Origin of the sequence: Pseudomonas sp. EA_35y_Pfl2_R111 (assembly GCF_963970955.1) — a bacterium.
Lineage (GTDB): Bacteria > Pseudomonadota > Gammaproteobacteria > Pseudomonadales > Pseudomonadaceae > Aquipseudomonas.
Genome location: NZ_CAXAOM010000002.1, coordinates 314,074 through 332,330 on the forward strand (window position 1 = coordinate 314,074; position 18,257 = coordinate 332,330).

The 18,257-nt window shown below is 60.4% G+C and carries 20 protein-coding genes; 8 read left to right on the plus strand and 12 right to left on the minus strand.

The window, feature by feature from the left end; genetic code table 11:
• Positions 1–82: 82 nt before the first annotated feature.
• From AACY25_RS10015 to AACY25_RS10060, 10 genes are all read right to left on the minus strand, one after another.
• A complete protein-coding gene (locus AACY25_RS10015) occupies positions 83–1,162 on the minus strand; it encodes an AI-2E family transporter (protein ID WP_339524251.1) in 1,080 nt (359 codons plus the stop codon).
• Positions 1,163–1,252: 90 nt separating this feature from the next.
• The gene (locus AACY25_RS10020; RefSeq protein ID WP_339524253.1) at positions 1,253–2,065 is read right to left on the minus strand and encodes a DUF4892 domain-containing protein; all 813 of its coding nucleotides are present in this window, start codon (positions 2,063–2,065) and stop codon (positions 1,253–1,255) included.
• Positions 2,062–2,724 (minus strand): glutathione S-transferase family protein, encoded by a 663-nt coding sequence (locus tag AACY25_RS10025; RefSeq protein WP_339524255.1) that lies wholly within the window; start codon positions 2,722–2,724, stop codon positions 2,062–2,064. Before AACY25_RS10025 ends, AACY25_RS10020 begins: the two co-directional genes overlap by 4 nt.
• A 51-nt stretch (positions 2,725–2,775) precedes the next feature.
• Positions 2,776–3,639 (minus strand): alpha/beta fold hydrolase, encoded by an 864-nt coding sequence (locus AACY25_RS10030; RefSeq protein WP_339524257.1) that lies wholly within the window; start codon positions 3,637–3,639, stop codon positions 2,776–2,778.
• Entirely contained in the window at positions 3,636–4,445 is an 810-nt protein-coding gene (locus tag AACY25_RS10035; protein WP_339524259.1) for an alpha/beta fold hydrolase, read from the minus strand. The genes AACY25_RS10030 and AACY25_RS10035 overlap by 4 nt, the downstream gene beginning before the upstream one ends.
• 138 nt (positions 4,446–4,583) lie before the next feature.
• Entirely contained in the window at positions 4,584–5,030 is a 447-nt protein-coding gene (locus tag AACY25_RS10040) for a hotdog fold thioesterase (RefSeq protein ID WP_339524261.1), read from the minus strand.
• Positions 5,031–5,098: 68 nt separating this feature from the next.
• A complete protein-coding gene (locus AACY25_RS10045; protein WP_339524263.1) occupies positions 5,099–6,766 on the minus strand; it encodes an AMP-binding protein in 1,668 nt (555 codons plus the stop codon).
• A gap of 114 nt (positions 6,767–6,880) precedes the next feature.
• The gene (sixA, locus tag AACY25_RS10050) at positions 6,881–7,345 is read right to left on the minus strand and encodes a phosphohistidine phosphatase SixA (RefSeq protein WP_339524265.1); all 465 of its coding nucleotides are present in this window, start codon (positions 7,343–7,345) and stop codon (positions 6,881–6,883) included.
• Between the two features lie 25 nt (positions 7,346–7,370).
• Positions 7,371–7,718 carry a DUF4389 domain-containing protein gene (locus AACY25_RS10055; protein ID WP_339524267.1) on the minus strand — a complete coding sequence of 116 codons (348 nt, stop codon included), beginning with the start codon at positions 7,716–7,718 and terminating at the stop codon, positions 7,371–7,373.
• 34 nt (positions 7,719–7,752) lie between these two features.
• A complete protein-coding gene (locus tag AACY25_RS10060) occupies positions 7,753–8,775 on the minus strand; it encodes an NAD(P)H-dependent glycerol-3-phosphate dehydrogenase (protein ID WP_339524269.1) in 1,023 nt (340 codons plus the stop codon).
• 250 nt (positions 8,776–9,025) lie between these two features.
• Here AACY25_RS10060 and AACY25_RS10065 point away from each other — a divergent pair, with 250 nt between their 5' ends.
• From AACY25_RS10065 to fabB, 3 genes are all read left to right on the plus strand, one after another.
• A complete protein-coding gene (locus AACY25_RS10065) occupies positions 9,026–10,948 on the plus strand; it encodes an ATP-binding protein (RefSeq protein WP_339524271.1) in 1,923 nt (640 codons plus the stop codon).
• Between the two features lie 174 nt (positions 10,949–11,122).
• The gene (gene fabA / locus AACY25_RS10070; RefSeq protein ID WP_304867185.1) at positions 11,123–11,638 is read left to right on the plus strand and encodes a 3-hydroxyacyl-[acyl-carrier-protein] dehydratase FabA; all 516 of its coding nucleotides are present in this window, start codon (positions 11,123–11,125) and stop codon (positions 11,636–11,638) included.
• 12 nt (positions 11,639–11,650) lie between these two features.
• Positions 11,651–12,871, plus strand: coding sequence for a beta-ketoacyl-ACP synthase I (fabB, locus tag AACY25_RS10075; protein WP_339524273.1), 1,221 nt, complete (start codon positions 11,651–11,653; stop codon positions 12,869–12,871).
• 197 nt (positions 12,872–13,068) lie between these two features.
• Here fabB and AACY25_RS10080 read toward each other — a convergent pair whose 3' ends face one another.
• Together AACY25_RS10080 and AACY25_RS10085 are read right to left on the minus strand one after the other, a co-directional pair.
• On the minus strand, positions 13,069–13,533 hold the full coding sequence (locus tag AACY25_RS10080; protein WP_339524274.1) for a DUF3859 domain-containing protein: 465 nt from the start codon (positions 13,531–13,533) through the stop codon (positions 13,069–13,071).
• 63 nt (positions 13,534–13,596) lie between these two features.
• Entirely contained in the window at positions 13,597–14,619 is a 1,023-nt protein-coding gene (locus AACY25_RS10085) for an amidohydrolase family protein (protein ID WP_339524276.1), read from the minus strand.
• Between the two features lie 77 nt (positions 14,620–14,696).
• Here AACY25_RS10085 and AACY25_RS10090 point away from each other — a divergent pair, with 77 nt between their 5' ends.
• The 5 genes from AACY25_RS10090 to AACY25_RS10110 all read left to right on the plus strand — a co-directional run bounded on the left by AACY25_RS10090 (position 14,697) and on the right by AACY25_RS10110 (position 18,200).
• A complete protein-coding gene (locus AACY25_RS10090; protein ID WP_339524278.1) occupies positions 14,697–15,596 on the plus strand; it encodes a substrate-binding periplasmic protein in 900 nt (299 codons plus the stop codon).
• Entirely contained in the window at positions 15,593–15,991 is a 399-nt protein-coding gene (locus AACY25_RS10095) for an OsmC family protein (protein ID WP_339524279.1), read from the plus strand. The genes AACY25_RS10090 and AACY25_RS10095 overlap by 4 nt, the downstream gene beginning before the upstream one ends.
• Positions 15,991–16,851, plus strand: a complete 861-nt coding sequence (locus AACY25_RS10100; RefSeq protein WP_339524280.1) for a pirin family protein — start codon at positions 15,991–15,993, stop codon at positions 16,849–16,851. Before AACY25_RS10095 ends, AACY25_RS10100 begins: the two co-directional genes overlap by 1 nt.
• A gap of 90 nt (positions 16,852–16,941) precedes the next feature.
• Entirely contained in the window at positions 16,942–17,490 is a 549-nt protein-coding gene (locus tag AACY25_RS10105) for a sigma-70 family RNA polymerase sigma factor (RefSeq protein WP_339524281.1), read from the plus strand.
• Positions 17,487–18,200 carry an anti-sigma factor gene (locus AACY25_RS10110; RefSeq protein ID WP_339524282.1) on the plus strand — a complete coding sequence of 238 codons (714 nt, stop codon included), beginning with the start codon at positions 17,487–17,489 and terminating at the stop codon, positions 18,198–18,200. Before AACY25_RS10105 ends, AACY25_RS10110 begins: the two co-directional genes overlap by 4 nt.
• Positions 18,201–18,257: the final 57 nt, after the last annotated feature.

Here is an 18,257-nt window from a genome sequence, read left to right on the forward strand (position 1 = left end):
ACCACAGGCGACCAAGACGTCGCCTGGGAAATTTACCGAGAATGCCAACCCGCTCGAACACCAGCGTGGTGGCGCTGCGACCTCAACTGAGCGGCGTGTCCGCCGGCTCAGCGCTGCTCGCTGCGGTGTTTACAACCGGGCTGCCAACCCAGTCACTGAGCAGGCTGTACGCCACGGCCAACAGGGTTGGGCCGAGGAACAGCCCCATAAAGCCAAACGCCAGGATGCCGCCGAAAACCCCGAGCAGCACCACAATCAATGGCAGGTTGCCACCACGGCTGATCAGGTAGGGCTTGAGGATGTTGTCGACGCCGCTGATCACCAAAAAGCCCCAGACCAACAGGAATATGCCCATACCGACTTCACCCTGCCAGAACAGCCAGGCCACGGCCGGGCCCCAGATCAACGGCGGAACCATGATCAGACTGAAGCCGAAGGTCAGAATCCCCAGCACCAGCGCCCCCGGTATGCCAGCGATGGTAAAACCGATCCAGGCCAGGATCGCCTGCGCTGCCGCAGTACCGATCACCCCGTTGACCACCCGCTGCACGGTACCTGCCACCAGCTCCAGATAATGCTCGGCGCGATCACCGATCAAACGTTGCAACAGGCTTTCGGCAAACGCCGCCAGACGCGGCCCGTCACGGTAGAAAAAGAACACCAGAATCAGGCTCAGGGCCAGTTCCAGCATGCCACCACCGATCTGCGCACTGCGCGCCAGCAGCCAGTTGCCGACCTGCCCCAGATAAGGCCGTACCGTGGCGAAGAACGCCGCACCCTGCTGGTCGATGGTCATCCAGAAGCCCACCAAACGCTCACCAACCAGCGGCACGCCGGCCAGCCAGGTGGGCGCCGGCGGCAAGCCATCAACCTGAAAATCCTTGAGCAAGGCTGTGCCATCCTTGATGTGATCCGCCAGGTTAAAGCCCAGCATCACCAACGGCACGGCTACTACCACGGTCCAGGTCAGGGTCAGCAGACCTGCGGCCAGGGCCTGGCGGCCACCTAGCAGGCGCGTCAACACGCGCATCACCGGCCAGCTGGCAAACGACAACACCGCAGCCCAGAACAGCGCCGACCAGAACGGTGCCAACACCCATAGGCTGGCACCCAACAGGAGCAGCAGTAGTATCTGCACCAGCAAACGATCGTTATTGGCCATTCAAGCAGCTCCCTGCACAACGAAAAAGGCTCTGCCGTAAGGGGCAGAGCCGGATCAATTAATAACGACAAGAGTACCGACAGTGGCGTATTAACGCAGCACGTTGAGTTGTACGCCGCTCACACCAGCCTCACCCAGCTCCAGACGGCTGGCGCGTATGCGCTGCTCAACCAGGGCATCGCGCCAACCTTCGGCTTGTGCGCCGCTGATGATGACACGCAAGGTGCTGTCGAGTTTGAGGCTGCTCGCCAGCAGCTCAACCCAGGCGGCGCTGGGTTCAACCTGCTTGGCCAGGCGCAGCTCACCGGTGTTTTTCAGCTGCCGCTGCAGAGTAGCTGGGGTCGGCAACACTTCACCAAACGGCGCATTGGCCGTGAGCAACTCGGCATGTAAGTAAGCACGTTTGTTGCCACGGGTGATGCTGTATAGCGCCAGCAGGCTGTCCTGACGCGGTTCAGCCAGACGCAGCAGCGCATAAGTCTGCTGATCATCTGAGCCCGTTAGGGTGGCGTTATCAAATACTGCATTGGCCCACAGGCTGCTCGAACCGCACTCACGGCCCACGCACCAGTAAAGCAACTCGGCGTCCTGGGCTTGCAGATCGCCGCGGGCTTTGGCGAACACCTCATTGGCCGTGTGGGTGCGCGGCAGCTCATAAGTCACGGCGGTTAACTGGCCTTGGGTGGCCACTTCGCGCTCGTAGCGCAGGGTACCGCTGATGCGCCGTATTGCCCCTTGCGGGTAAACGCGCTCTAGCTCGGCAATATCCTTGAAGCTGACTATCTTGCTCCCAGCAAAACGTGGCAGCACGTCCAGATCCTGGCTATCGGCCACATCTGCCCAGACAACGACGCTGCTCAGCAGCAGACTCAGACCGAGGCAATAACGATTAAGGCGGCTCATTTGATCAGCATCGACTGGGCAGCTTTGACGATTTTTTCGCCATCGGCTTCGCGCTGCGGCACCAGCAAACCGCGTTGCACTGCAGGGCGCGCAGCCAGCTCAGCCATCCAGCGCTGCAGATGCTCCAAGCCGTCGACGGAGACGCCGGCCCAGTCGTGGATGCGCACCCAGGGATAGGTGGCGATATCGGCGATGCTGTAATCATCGGCCAGGTACTGCGACTCGCTCAGGCGTGCGTCGAGTACCTCATAAAGGCGGCGAGTTTCGTGCTGATAACGATCGATCGGGCCCTGTAGTTTTTCCGGAAAGTATCGAAAGAACACATTGGCCTGGCCCTGCATCGGCCCGACCCCGCCCATCTGGAACATCAGCCACTGGATCACCCGCGAGCGGCCCTTGGCGTCGCAGGGCAGCAGCCGGCCGGTTTTCTCGGCGAGGTAGAGTAGAATGGCGCCAGACTCGAACACCGCGAAATCATCATTTTCGCGGTCGACAATCGCCGGAATGCGGCCATTGGGGTTGATCTTGAGAAAGGCCGCAGCCTTCTGCTCCTGCTTATCGAAACTCAAAGCCTGCACGTTGTATGGCAGCTGTAACTCTTCCAGTGCGATGGACGCTTTATGGCCGTTGGGGGTGGCGGCGGTATACAGGTCGATCATGCGAATCTCCGTGGGTATCGCCGACACCTTTCCCCAGTTGCCTTTAGCAAGTCAAGGCGCGCCCAGGAAAGCTTTGAAACAGTCTGCTACCAAGCCCGCGCCCACATCGTCATCCAAATGCAGATGATGGCCGCCAGGCAGCTGCGCCACCTCGATGGCCAGGCCCTCGACCAGCTGAGTAATGCTCGGCTGCGCGAGCAACATGCCCTGCTGCGCCATCACCAGTTTGGCCGGGCATTGCAGGTTGCGCACAAACGCCAGCGCATGGGCGTGGGTCAGGCGCAGTGGCGACGGCAGCGTTAAGCGGCTGTCGGTGCGCCAGGTGTAGCCACCGGGCACCGGCATCAGGCCTCGTTGCGCGAGCAATTCTGCAGCTTCACGACTGACCGCACCGACGCCGCGCATCCGTGCTTCCACGGCGCGGGCAAACTCCGCATATACCGGCTTGCTCTTGCCGGCCAGGGCCAGCTGCGCCTTGAGCGCCTCGCCGAGTTTCTGTGGCGCGGTGTCCGGCTCACCGGTATAGGGAATCAACCCGTCGATCAGCGCCAGACGCTCGATACGCTCAGGCATCGCCGCCGCCAACAGCACGGAGACAATCGCGCCCATGGAATGCCCAAGCAGGGAAAAACGCTGCCAGCCGAACTGCTCGGCAACCTGCAGCACATCGTGGGCATAGTCCCAGATGGCGTAACTGCCGCCTGGCGGGCGGTGATCGGAATGGCCGTGGCCGGCAAAGTCCAGGGCGACGATACGCAGCTCCGGCAACAGCGGTGCGAGGCGGGCAAAGCTTGCGGCATTGTCCAGCCAGCCATGCAGGGCGATCACCGGCACGCCGTCTTCGGGGCCATACAGGTGAGCGGCCAGCTCGATATGCGGCAGACGCAGACGCACTTCTTCGAAATTCAGGCTCATGCACTTTGCTCGCTTGCAGGTTGACCGGCCCAGCGCTGGAACAGCTTTTTCAGTAGTTCTGCGGTGTCCTGCGGGCGTTCTAGGGGAAACATATGGCCGCCGGGCAGGGTCAGGTATTCGCCTTTCGGCACGCGCCGCACCAGATGGGCGTGGTGCGGCATAACCACCCGGCTATGGCGGCCGCGAACCATGGCCAGCGGCACCTTCAATTGTTGCGGCCGGCCCGGGCTGGTGTGCGGCACGCTGCGGTAGATGCTGATTTCCGTGGCCGGGTCAAAACGCAGGCGCAGGTTGTTACCCGCCGCTTGCAGGCCGTGTTGCACATAGGCGTCCAGGCACTCGGGATCGAAGCGGCGAAAAAGGCCCTTACCGGCGAAGTAACCGCGCGCCTCGGCCAAATCGACAAACTCCTCACGCCGGCCCAGGGTGCGCCCGGCCGGGGTGATGCGGTCGATAAACCCGAAGCGTTTAGCAGCGCGAATCACGATTTTGTCCGCCAGGGTCAGCACTGGCGAATCGAGCATCACCACCCCTAGGTACAGCTCGGGGCGCAGCAAGGCGGCGTGGTAATGCAGCACGCCCCCCAACGAATGACCGACACCCCATACCGGCTGCTGGTTGGCTTCAAGGTGGTGGATCAGCTCATCGACCAGGTTGCCCCAGTTGTCGTCGACCGGAAAACGCGGGTCATGGCCATGCTGCTCCAGATGCTGCACCGAGTAGTCAGGTGCCAGCGCGGCAAACAGCTTGCCGTAAGTAGCCGAGGGAAAGCCGTTGGCATGGGCGAAGAACACAGACTGGGTCATGGCGGCGGGCTTATCAGGGAAGTTACGGAGATTGTCCGGCAGCCCTATCGATGCGGCAATGACAAAACGGCCAGTGAATGACGGCACCATGGCCAAAATGCATGGGAGGCCCGCCAACGTTTGCTGGCGGATAGGCAATCAGCGTTGCGCCGGGCCGTTCTCACCCAACGGCACAATGGCCATGGTCAGCCGGGAAATACAGCTGGCCTTGCCATCCTCGCCGCTCAGGCGGATATCCCAGACGTGGGTGGTACGCCCTAGGTGCACGGCGCGCGCGACCGCTGTGACCCGGCCGCTGCGCAAGCCGCGCAGATGGTTGGCGTTCACTTCCAGGCCGACGCAGTAGAACTTGCTGCTGTCGATGCACAGATGGCTGGCGGTGGAGCCGAGGGTTTCCGCCAGCACCACCGACGCACCGCCATGCAACAGGCCGTAGGGCTGATGAGTACGCGCATCGACCACCATGCTGGCGGTAATCGACTCGTTATCGAACGATTCGAAGCGGATATCCAGCTGCTCGCCGATGGTGTTTTTCAGAATCGCGTTGAGCTGTTCGAGATTCGGGGTTTGCTGCCAGAGGGCCATAGTCAGTCCTTTAAGGTCGATTCAGCCAGAGCGTGGCCGGCATACAGGCATGCCGGCCAGGCGCCTGATCACTCGTGCCAGAGCACGGTTTCACTGCGAGTGGTCCACTCGTCGAAGCGTTCGCCGTAGGTGCCTTCAACCACCGCGCGCTTGATCTTCAGCGTAGGCGTGAGGAAGCCGTTATCCACCGCCCACACCTCTTTGACCAATACCAGCCGTTGCAAGCGCTCATGCTTGTCGAGACTCTGATTGACCTCTTCCAGCAGTTTTTTCAGGCTGCTTTCCAGCTCACCACGTGCGCCGTTGATGGCTTCGCTGCGCCCGACATCGGACAGCACACAGAGTGCCATGGGCTGGGCCATGCCATCGCCAACCACACATACCTGCTCGATGCGCGAGTGCTCGCCCAGGCGGTTTTCAATCGGCGCGGGGGCGACGTATTTGCCTTTGCTGGTTTTGAAGATTTCCTTGATACGCCCGGTCAAGCGCAGGTTGCCCTCTGCATCCTGTTCACCCTTATCACCGGTGCGCAGGAAACCATCGGGGGTGATGGTTTCTGCAGTCTTTTCCGGGTCTTTGTAGTAGCCCTGCATGGTAGCGCCGCTGCGTACCTGCACTTCGCCATCCTCGGCGATGCGCACTTCCACACCGGGGCTGTTCTGCCCGATCCAGCCCTGTTTGAACTTTCCTGGCCGGCACACATGCGAGTAACCACAGTTCTCGGTCATGCCATAGACCTCAAGCACATCCAGGCCCAGGCGCTTGTACCAGTTGAGCAATGCTTCAGGCACCGGCGCCGCACCAGACAGCGCATAACGCACGGCATCCAGGCCCAGGCCGACCAGCACTTTTTTGCCGACGATGCGACCGATGATCGGCAGCTTGAGCAGGAAATCCAGTTTCTCGGCCGGCATCTTGCTGTAGACGCCCATCTGGAATTTGGTCCAGATACGCGGCACGCCAAACATCACCGTTGGCCGCGCACGCTTGAGGTCATCAAGGAAGGTATCCAGGCTTTCGGCAAAGAAAATCGTCTGCCCGGCATAGATCGATGCCAGCTCAACAAACATGCGCTCGGCCACGTGGCACAGCGGCAGATAGGACAACACCCGGTCATTTTCGCCGACGCCGAACAGCTCGGTGGCGTGGCTGGCGGCAAAGCCGAAGTTGCTGAAGTGATGCATCACGCCTTTCGGCGTGCCGGTGGTGCCGGAGGTGTAGATGATGGTGGCGAGCTGATCGGCCGCCGCCTTGGGGTTGTCCTGAATCGGCGCGCAGGCCTGCAGGTCATCCCAGGTAAAGCTGAACTCGCCCTGCGGGCGCAGCGGCAGGCCGATGGTCGGCACATTCTGGGGTACACCGGGGGCCATGGCCGGCCAATCATCCAGCTTGCCGACAAACACTAGCGCGGCCTCGGAGTGATGCAGGACCTGGCCAACAGACTCAGCGGTGAGGTTGGGATAAAGCGGTACCGAGACATGCCCAGCCATCCAGATCGCCAGATCGGTGACGATCCAGTGCGCGCAGTTCTTGGAAATGATCGCAATGCGGCTGCCCTGCGGCAGTTCGCGGCTACGCAGCCAGTTGGCGGCACGCCGGGCTTGCTCGCCGACGTCAGCCCAACTCAGTTCCTGCAGCTGACCGCCCGGCAGCGGTTGCACCATGTAGCGTTTATTCGGGTGCCGAGCCTCGCGCTCATAAAACACCTCAAGCGGCAAACGGAATGCATCAGCCACAGGGCTTCCTCCTTTGTTGTTTTTGTGGAGCCAACCAAGCAATTGCTTGGTTTGACTATTCCACGCACAAAGGCGGCCCGCAAGAGGAGAAATGTTTCGGTGTGTAGTGAGGCGTCAGGAACGGCGTGGATGCTTATGAACAGACAATTCCATCAACCCAGCGGCCAGCTCATCACCTTCCAACAACGCCAGACTGGCGGTGTTCATCGGCAGCGGTTGCTGGCGATGGCCGTGAATCAGCAAGCCCGCCAAAGCGCCAACCAGCGGCTGATGGGTGACCAGCAATAGCTCGTCGAACGCATAGCCATCCAGTTCCCGCAGCGCCTGGCGCAGATCACTCTCCGGCGTCAGCCAGGGCACGGTCTGCCGGATACCGCTAAAGGCCAAGACTTCGCAGGCTAGATCTGCCGTCTGCTGAGCCCGCACATAGGGGCTGACCAGTACGGCCTGCAACGGCCGCTCCAGCAACTGCGCAGCCGCCTCACGCACCTGCTGCCGACCATAGACAGTCAGGTTGCGTCCGGCATCAGTGCGGGCAGTCGGTTCGGCTTCACCGTGGCGCAGGAGCCACAGCTTCACAGGCCTCCCCCAATAAATCGACGACTCAAAGCTTGGGCTCTTCGTCACGCACCGGGTGGGCCGCCGGCGGAATGCTGTGCGGCGTTTCACCTTGTGGCGCTTGCGGGGTTGGCCAATCGGCAAACGGCCAAGGTTTCTCATCGCTATTAAAGGTGCCAAAGCGGCCGATCTGCGCCAGGTACTGGCTCAGGCTGTCACCAAAGCTCAGCAGGCCGGCATTCGGCGCACCGTAAAACAGGCGATAACCCAGCTGCAGCAACACCACTGCACCCAGGAGGATTTCCGCCAATTGCCAGACGATGGTGAAGATCACCATCCAGAGGATGCGCAGCAGAATCGACTCGCGCTGCAGTTGCTGATTGTCATCACTCATGCTCATCTCCTTGCAGGATCTAGAAAGATAAAACTCAGAAACCGGTGGTGGGAATAAAGTCGACGTCGGTCTTCGGCTCTGCATTCATTAAGGCGCCAATCACCTGATCCAAGGTACGGCCCTCAAACACGATCGCGTGCAGGCCCGCCACCAGCGGCATGTACACCTCTAATTCCTCGGCCTTGGACTTCAGCACCTTGATGGTGTTCACCCCTTCCGCTACTTCGCCCAGACGCGCTACAGCGTCCTCTAGGCTCAGGCCTTCGCCGAGGGCAAAGCCGACCTGGTAGTTGCGGCTTTTCGCCGAGGAACAGGTGACGATCAGATCGCCGACTCCGGCCAGACCTAGGAAGGTCATGGGGTTGGCGCCCAGCTTGACCGCAAAACGGGTCATTTCCGCCAGCGCGCGGGTAATCAGCATGCTTTTGGTGTTCTCGCCCATGCCCATGGCCGCGGCCATACCGGCAATGATCGCGTAGACGTTCTTCAGTGCGCCACCCAACTCAACGCCAAAGCGGTCGCCACTGGCGTACACACGGAAGGTGCGACCATGTAGAGCGGCCTGCACTTGCTGGCAAAGTTCCTCATCCTCACTGGCGACAACCGAAGCGGTCAGCGCATGCTCGGCCACTTCACGCGCCAAATTCGGTCCAGAGAGCACGCCAATGCGCGCCTGCGGGGCGATGTCTTCGAGAATCTGGCTCATCAGCAGAAAACTCTGCGCCTCAATGCCCTTGGTGGTGCTCACCAGCAATTTGCCGCTAAGCAACTCAGCCACCGGCTGCAGCGCCTGGCGCAGTGCACTCGAAGGCAAGGCAACAAAGACTAGCTGGCAAGCGTTCAGGGTCGCGGCCAAATCGGTTACCGGGTCAACGCCTGGGTGAATCTTGATGCCTTTGAGGTAACGCGGATTTTCACGGGTCAGCCGAATCGCCTGGGCCTGTTGTGGGTCGCGCATCCAGTGCAAGACGTGCTGGCCATTCTCGGCCAGCAAATTAGCAATCGCAGTGCCGAAGCTACCGCCGCCAAGCACTGCGATGGGGTGCTGATCAGTCATAACGTATCCGTGGTGAATCATTGAAAGTGGCGAATCGCTCGCATTATACGGCGACACCAGCATGCAGCCAGCTTTTAGCAGGTTGCCTGGCACTGGCAAAGCAAGGCAGCTCAGTTAACATGCAGCCTTTCAAACGCAAACAAGGTTGTGGCGTGATTTCTAGCACCCAAGCCCGGCTTCACCCTGACGTCGTGAAAAATCGGCCAGCTCTCCAGCGCTCGCAAGGTCTGCGCTGCAGCCGAGTGGCCCGATGATCCGACGCCGTGGCTGGGATATCCATACCCGTACGCAACTGATCAGTGTCGGCCCCGCACTGCTGCTGACCCTGCTGCTCACTGGCTTTTTCACCTTTGCCCGCCTGCAGGACCTGCGTCAGGAACTCAATCACTACGGTCAGCTGATCGCCAGCCAGTTGGCGCCGGCCAGCACCTACGGCGTGATTTCCGGCAACCTCGACGTGCTCGACGCCTTGCTACAAGCCACCCTGAAGACCCCACATGTGCGCTTTCTGGAAGTGCGCGACCACACCGGTAAGATTCTCGTCTACGTCGAACAGACGCCCGGCAACGGCCACGCCAGCAGTCAGGTCGAGGTGTTCCAGGCGCCGATCCATCTGCAACGCGCAGCCCTGAACAAACCTACTCAGCAGATGCTCAACGATGACTACCTGGGTTATGTCGTTGTGGGCATGTCCAACGATGCCTTTAACACTCGTCAGCAGGAAATCCTCTTCAAAGCCACCCTGCTCGCGCTGTTTGCCCTGGTCCTGACCTTTATTCTCGCCCGCCGCCTGGCACGTCATCTGTCGCAACCGCTTAGCGCCATGGGCGAAGCGGTTAGCGCGATCCAGGCTGGCAATTACCAGACCACCCTGCCTGAAGTCGGTGACGGCGAATTGCAGGCCCTGGCGCGGCATATCAACAACCTCGCTCACGGCCTGGCCAGCGCCAGTGAAGAGCAACAGCGGGCCATGACCCTGCTGATTCAAGCGCGCGAGCAGTCGGAGCTGGCCAATCGCGCCAAGTCCGACTTCCTGGCCATGATGAGCCATGAGCTGCGTACGCCGATGAATGGCGTGCTGGGTATGTTGCAGCTGCTGGAAACCACCGAGATGACCCAGGAGCAAGCGGAGTATGCGGCGCTGGCCACCGAATCCACCGAGCACCTGCTGAAAGTCATCAACGATATTCTCGACTTCTCGCGCATCGAACGCGGCGCGCTGGAACTGGAGCGCATCCCTTTCAGCCTGCTAGATCTGCTGCAAAGTTCGATTCAAGTGTTCCAGCACAGCGCCCAGCAGCGCGGCCTGCAATTGCTGTTGGAGACACAGAGCGGGCTGGAACAGCTGCAGGTACAGGGCGACCCGACGCGAATTCGGCAGATTTTGGTCAACCTGATCGGCAACGCCCTGAAATTCACCGAAACCGGCAGCATCCGCGTGCACAGCACCTGGCAAGCGCTGGACAATCAGGTGCTGTGGTTCAGTTGCGCGGTCCACGACAGCGGCATCGGTATCTCCCCTGAACGGCTGGAACATATGTTCGATGCCTTCCAGCAAGCCGACACTTCTATTTCAAGACGTTACGGCGGTACCGGGCTGGGTTTGCCGATTGCCCGCACCCTCGCCGAACGGATGGGCGGCACCCTGCGCGCGGTCAGCCAGGAGGGCCAAGGCTCGGTATTTACCCTGGAAGTGCCACTGCCGTTTTCCCAGCAAGCCCTCCCCGCTGTTAGCGACACGCCGCTGCCAGCTGACCAGGGTAACGGCCAGCCGGTGCTGTTAGTCGAAGACAACCCGGTCAACCAAACGGTGATCGAAGCCATGCTGCGCAGCCTGGGCTATCAAGTCAGCCTGGTCGGGGATGGCGCTCAGGCCGTACATAAGGTCAGCCAGCAGTGCTATGCCGCGATTCTGATGGATTGCCGCTTGCCGATCATGGATGGCTACGAGGCCACGCGGCAGATCCGTCGCCTGCCCGGCTGCGCCGAATTGCCGATCATTGCCCTGACCGCCAACGCCCTGCAGGGCGACCGCGAGGCTTGCCTGCAATCGGGGATGGATGACTACCTGGCAAAACCCTTTAAACGGGCAGATTTGCAGCGAATCCTGCAGCGCTGGCTGCCCCCTCGACCTTCGACGGGTAGTCAAGAAGGTCCAACTGCTGCAGGCTAGAGGCCATAGACCTATGACAGGTCAATAAGAGCGGAGTACAACTGTACTCACAAGGCTGTGACTTTCACCACAACGCAACAGTCTATGACTAGGCTGTTGGCAGGCGCAGAGGCTGCGCCGCCAGCCAGGACGATTCGCCCAGCCTTGGCGCATGGGACATATTGAGGAGCTCGCATGACCAAACAAAACGCCTTCACCCGGGAAGAACTGCTCGCTTGCGGTCGCGGCGAACTATTCGGCCCAGGTAATGCGCAACTGCCCGCGCCGAACATGCTGATGATTGATCGCATCACCCATATCAGCGACACCGGCGGCAAGTACGGCAAGGGCGAAATAGTCGCCGAGCTCGATATCACCCCTGACCTGTGGTTCTTCGCCTGCCATTTCGAAGGCGACCCGGTAATGCCAGGCTGCCTGGGCCTTGATGCCATGTGGCAGCTGGTGGGTTTTCATCTCGGCTGGCAGGGCAACCCAGGCCGCGGCCGCGCCCTCGGTTCGGGTGAAGTGAAGTTCTTCGGCCAAGTGCTGCCGACCGCCAAGAAAGTCACCTACAACATCCATATCAAACGCACCATCGCCCGCTCCCTGGTCCTGGCTATTGCCGATGGCACCGTCAGCGTTGATGGCCGCGAAATCTACAGCGCCGAAGGCCTGCGGGTTGGCCTGTTCACCTCTACCGACAATTTCTAAAGGACTCTCTGCATGCGTCGCGTCGTGATTACCGGCCTGGGCATCGTTTCCTGCCTAGGCAATGACAAAGCCACCGTCTCTGCCAGCCTGCGTGCTGGCAAGTCAGGCATCCGTTTCAACCCTGCCTATGCCGAAATGGGCCTGCGCAGTCAGGTATCCGGCTCGGTTGACCTCAACCTGGAAGAGCTGATCGACCGCAAGGTCTATCGCTTTATGGGTGATGCTGCGGCATTTGCCTACCTGTCCATGGAGCAGGCGATCAAAGATTCGGGCCTCAGCGCGGAAGAAATCTCCAACCCACGCGTGGGTTTGATTGCAGGCTCCGGCGGCGCGTCGACCTTCAATCAGATGGAGGCTATGGACATCCTGCGCGAGAAAGGCGTCAAGCGCGTTGGTCCATACCGCGTGCCGCGCACCATGGGCAGCACCGTTTCCGCCTGCCTGGCTACGCCGTTCAAGATCAAGGGCGTGAACTACTCGATCTCTTCGGCCTGCGCCACCAGCGCCCATTGCATCGGCAATGCCATGGAGCAGATCCAGCTGGGCAAGCAGGACGTGGTGTTTGCCGGCGGCGGCGAAGAAGAACATTGGAGCCAGAGCTTCCTGTTCGACGCCATGGGCGCCCTCTCCACCCAGTACAACGAAACCCCGGAAAAGGCCTCCCGTGCCTACGACGCCAAGCGGGACGGTTTCGTTATCGCTGGCGGCGGCGGCATGGTGGTGGTCGAAGAGCTGGAGCACGCCCTCAAGCGTGGTGCCAAGATCTATGCAGAAGTCGTCGGCTATGGCGCCACCTCCGATGGCTACGACATGGTCGCGCCAAGCGGTGAAGGCGCTGTACGCTGCATGCAGCAGGCCCTGGCTACCGTCGATACGCCAATCGACTACCTGAACACCCACGGCACCTCGACCCCGGTCGGCGACGTCGCGGAAAGCCGCGCAGTGCGCGAAGTGTTCGGTGCCAAGGCGCCAGCCATCAGTTCGACCAAGAGCCTGTCCGGTCACTCCCTGGGCGCCGCCGGCGTGCAGGAAGCGATCTACTGCATGCTGATGATGGAAGGCAATTTCATCGCCGGCTCGGTCAACATCGACGAGGTCGACCCGGAAATCGCCGACCTGCCGATCCAGCGCAGCACCGTCGAAAACGCCAAGCTCGACACGGTGATGAGCAACAGCTTTGGCTTCGGCGGCACCAACGCCACTCTGGTACTCAAGCGCTGGGCTGGCAAATAAGTCCAGCCGTTTGTTTGCCACATAAAAAGGCCACCCCGAGGGGTGGCCTTTTTATTGCGCTAAGCGGTTCTAATTTAAAAGCCGAGCGATGCTCTGGGCGCAATATTGCGATCTCAGAGGGTCATGATGGTCGTCCTTTACGTTTTTGATACATGCTCGACCCAGAGCTCGGGTTTGTTTGGACCATTGCGAATAAGTCAGCGCACGATAAAGCGCTGCTCCAGCAACTTGCGATCGTCCTGAAATACCAAAAAGCGCCACTCACCCGTCACCACTTCATGCGCTTCGGTGAACTCGAACGCCATGACATCCTGCGGTGCACCAGCGACCAGTTTTTGCATCACCACGAATTTATCGTGACGCGTGCCTTGCGGGGTGATTACTCCAGGAGTGAGATACAGCAATGTCAGTGGCGAATCATCAGCCATCTTGCCGGCCAAGCTGTAGCGCAGGCCGAATTTGGTGCCGAGCTTGGCGGGAATCACCTCGCCCTGCTCAATTTGCTGATTGTTACGGGTCAAGACCCGCTCGCCTTCCTGGAAGTCCTGATAATCACTGACGAAAACGCCGTACTCGACCGGGCCTTCTACCCGGACTTCGGCCTGTACCAGGCTGCTGGTCAACACAAGTGCGGCCAAGGCACTAAAACGGGTGTATTGCATGTCGCGCTCCTTTTTTTAGATGGCGCGAGCCTATGACACCCGTGTGACAGAGCAATGACAGCCCTACTCCGTCAATTCGGCCCGAACTCGGCGCGGCAGCACCGCGAGGAAGTTATCGCGTGCCACCTGATGCGCAACCTCCTCAGGCAAGGCGTCAAGAAACGGCTTAAAACCGCTCATATAGTCCGACAGGCTAGTGAAGCGACCGACCACATCGGAGCCGAGCATAAAGCGCGCCGGATAGCTGCTAACCAATTTCACCCAAGCTGCATCAGGCTTGCCGTTGGCATCAAGCAGGTACGGCTGCAGCATAGTCCAGGACAGATCGATATACAGATTTGGGTACTGCTTGAGCATCCGTTCCAGCGTAGGCAGAAGGAAATCCAGTTTCTTCTGATGCCGATGAATTTCCATGCTGGTACCGGCATGCGCCCAGATAAACCGCACATGCGGATGGTTGCGCAGTGGGTCCTCGATTTCCTGCAGGTAGAGCGGATTGCGCTCGCGCTTTGAGGTGATATTGGAGTGCAACATCACCGGCAGGTCGTATTCGGCGGCCAGGTGAAAGACTCGTGCCAGGGCCTCATTGTTGGCCCGCGGCGCATCACCATGGATCAGCGCGGTGAGGTCGTCATGCCGGGTAAAAATCTCGCCGATGCCTTGCCACAAACCAGGGTCGAGTTCGAGCATCCGGCGAATATGCGCATCGGCATTTTTGTCATTCGGGTTGAACCCGGAGAGAAACGGATGCAGGCGCTTGCGCTGTTCGGCGGGCACTTGCTTATAGGCATGTGCCACCAGCACATCGGTGGCGCTGTACCAATAGGCATTGGCATCATCGCCAGCGTAGTAACGTGGGCGTTTGGGTTCGTCCTCATGCCACTTTTTCGCCACTGGAATACCCGAGAGCATCACATGTTCGATATTACCTGCGGCCATCTGCTCGAACAGCTCGGTCATGCCCGCGCTTTCCTGAAAGAAATCGACATAGTGCAGATGAGCATCGCTAAAGCGGTAATCACGGGCCAGCGCCAACGGGCTGAAAACAGTGGCAAGAACAGCAAGACTCAATGCAAGTCGCCTCAAACCTCAACCCTCCTTGAAGACGTGAGCACAATTGACTCACTACACTGAGTTCTAGTTCAGAAACCGGGATTGCAGCAATGGCTTCAGCTTCGACACAGCGGCAACGTACCTGGCCAAACTACCTGCAGGCACTGCTGATTCTCGCCCTCTTCAATCTGCCAACAGCCTATGCGGCAGAACAGTTGAACTACCCACTGCACTCGGACGGCATTGACCCCGAAGCCTATGCCCTGGCGCTGCTGACGGCGGCGCTGGAACGCACTCCTGGACGCTACCAGCTGCAACCCACACCTGTGCCCATGGCGCAAAGCCGCGCGTTGCTGGCCATCGAGCACGACAGTAAAAGCGTGCAGGTAGCGTGGACCATGACCACCCGCGAGCGTGAAGAGCGCCTGCTGCCAATCCGTATCCCGATCTACCGCGGCCTGATCGGCTGGCGTGTGCTGATGCAGCGCAGCGCAGAAGCCGAGCAACTGGCCACTGTGCGCACCCTTGATGAGCTCAAGCGTTTCAGCTTCGGCCAACGCCACGACTGGCCGGACACAGCGATCCTGCGTGCCAATGGCCTGGATGTGGTCACCAGCCAGCATTATCTCGGTTTGTTTCAGATGCTCGCCGCCGGGCGCTTTGATCTGTTTCCCCGCGAAGCGGTGGTGGCCTGGCAGGAGCAGGCGCGCGCTGCAGAAATTGGGCTGGCACTGAGCATCGACAACCATCTGCTGCTGCACTACCCGACAGCGTTCTATTTTTTCACCTCACGCAACCGCACGGATCTGGCCGCCGACATCGAGCGCGGCCTGGAAGCGATGATTGCCGATGGCAGTTTTCAGCGCCTGTTCGAGCAGTACCACGGCGACACCCTGCGCCAGGCCAATCTGCATAAGCGGCGCATCATCGAATTGCATAACCCCGACTTACCCCCTGCAACGCCATTTTCCCGCCAGACATTATGGTTTCAGCCCAAGGAGCTCAAATGATCAGCATCAGCAACGAGAAAGGCCTGCTACAGCGCATCAGCATCGGTCCGCACACCCTGCACAGCGATGTTTCGGTGGAGCTGGGCGGCGAGGGTTCAGCCCCTGAACCCCATGACCTGTTCGATGCCGCGCTGGGCGCGTGCAAGGCGCTTACCCTGGCGCTATATGCCAAGCAACGCGGTTTGCCGCTGGAAGGCCTCGACGTAAAGCTCAACCGCGATGACAGCCAAGAGCGCCAAGGCACCTACCGCCTGGATGTCGAACTGACCCTGCACGGCGAGTTGGATGACGCGCAACGCCAGCAACTGCTTCGCGTCGCCGATAAATGCCCGATCCACAAGCTGATGGCCAGCAGCGAGATTCAGGTCAGCACTCAGTTAAGCGAGGGTGCGTAATGAGCGACTTTCTGCTGATCCAACCGCGCCCGGAAAACCTCGGCGGACAACCTATACTGCGCCCCCTACCCTCGGCCAAATGCCGCAGCGTCGGACCGTTCGTGTTCTTCGACCATATTCTGGAAAACACCTACCCGGCCGGCAGCGGCATGAATATCAACCAGCACCCGCATATCGGCCTGTCCACCCTCACCTACCTGTTCGAGGGGCAATTGCAGCACAAGGACAGCCTCGGCTCGAATCAACTGGTCAGCCCCGGCGAAGTCAGCTGGATGACCGCAGGCCATGCTGTAGCGCATGTCGAGCGCACACCGCAGTCTCTGTGGGAAAGCGGCTCGCACATGCATGGCCTGCAGGTGTGGTTGGCCATGCCCGCAGAGGATGAGCAAGGCGAACCCAGTTACAGCCATCATCCCGCGAGCAGCCTGCCGCGCAGTACCAGTATGGGCGTAGACATCTGCCTGATTGCCGGCAGTGGCTTCTGTCTGCAATCACCCGTACCGGTGCTGTCCCCAACGGTGTATGCCGAGATCAAACTGGCTGCTGGTGCAGCGCTGCAAATTCCCGCCGAACATGCCGAACGTGCGCTGTACCTGATTGACGGCGAGGCGACATTGGATGACCAACAACTGCCTTTACGCGGCCTACTGGTGCTGCCCGAAGGCGAGACTTACACCCTCAGCGCCTGCCGCGAGAGCCACTTGGTGTTGATCGGCGGCGCGCCGATTGGCCCACGGCGGATCAACTGGAATTTCGTCGCCAGCGACCAGGCCCTGATCGATCAGGCCCGCCAGCGCTGGACCGCACAGGACTGGCCAACAGTGCCGGGCGAAACCGCACGAATCGAACTGCCACGCTGACCGAGAAAATTTGTTGCACTCGCGCGACATCCAAACAGGTCGCACTCGGGTATAACCCTTGGCACGCTCACACACTCAGGAACCCGGTGCATGGCGCAGCCGCTGTTTGATTACGAAAGCCATCTGGAAGCCTGTGCTCAGCAGGACGAACGCGCATTCCAGGCGCTCTACCAACAGGAGGCCGCGCAGATGCTCGGGTTGGCAATCACCTTGCTCGGCCGTCGTGATCAAGCTGAAGACTGTGTGCACGATGCCTTTGTGCAGATCTGGCGCAACGCCCAGCGCTTTCAGCGGGCACTTGGCAGCGGTCGCGCTTGGATCTACAGCATCCTGCGCTACCGCGCGCTGAACCAGCTACGCAGCCGGGGTCGCACGGTGGAACTGGATGACGACTTTATCGAACGTGCCGCCGACGACAGCCCGCAGGCCGCCGAACTGCTGGAACAACAAGGCGAACATCAGCAACTGCGCCGCTGCCTGCAGGGCATCGAACGCAATCGCCGTCACCCGATCCTGCTGGCCTTCTATCGCGGCCTGACCCATGAACAAATCGCCAACCGCCTGACCACCCCACTGGGCACCATCAAAGGCCGTATCCGCGCCGGTTTGCGCGCGCTGCAGGAGTGTTTGCAAGCATGATTACGCAGCAACCTGCCGAACGCCGCGCATTGATCGGCGAATACGTCCTTGGCCTGCTCGATGAGGCCGAAGCCGCTGAGGTGCGCGAGCTGATTGAACACGACAGCGAAGCCGCGCAAATGGCCCTGCAATGGCAGCAGCACTTTCTTGAGTTAAGCGACCAATTGCCGCCACAGACACCCTCAGCGCAATTATGGCAACGCCTGCAGGACAGCCTCGGTTTGACGCCAGCCGTCAGCCACGTCAACAGCTGGCTGGCCTGGTGGCAGAGCCTGACCACCTGGCGTCTCACCAGCGCCGCCCTGGCCTTTGCCCTGATCATCGCCGTGCTGCCTGATCTATGGCGCACTGATACTGCCGCCAACAGCTACACCGTGGTGCTGCAAGCGCCAGGTGAGGCGGCTAAACCAGGTTGGGTGGTGCATGTCGACGGCACTGGCGGCTTACGTTTGCAACCGCTGCTGGCAGATCAGATCCCGGCCGACCGTTCCGTGCAGTTCTGGACCCTTATCGACCCAGCCATCGGCCCGCGCTCCCTGGGCCTGGTCGAACCGGGTAAACCGCTGCAACTGTCTGCCGAACAGATTGGCGCTGTACAACCCGGCCAGCTGTTCGAACTGACCCTGGAACCGGCCGGCGGCTCGCCGAAGGACCGGCCAACCGGCAAGGTGCTGTATATCGGCCGCGCGGTTATGGCTTCAGTCAACTGAGGCCATTTTTAAAAAAACTGATTTTATTTTCAGGCGACGACATCCAAACGTTCTCTC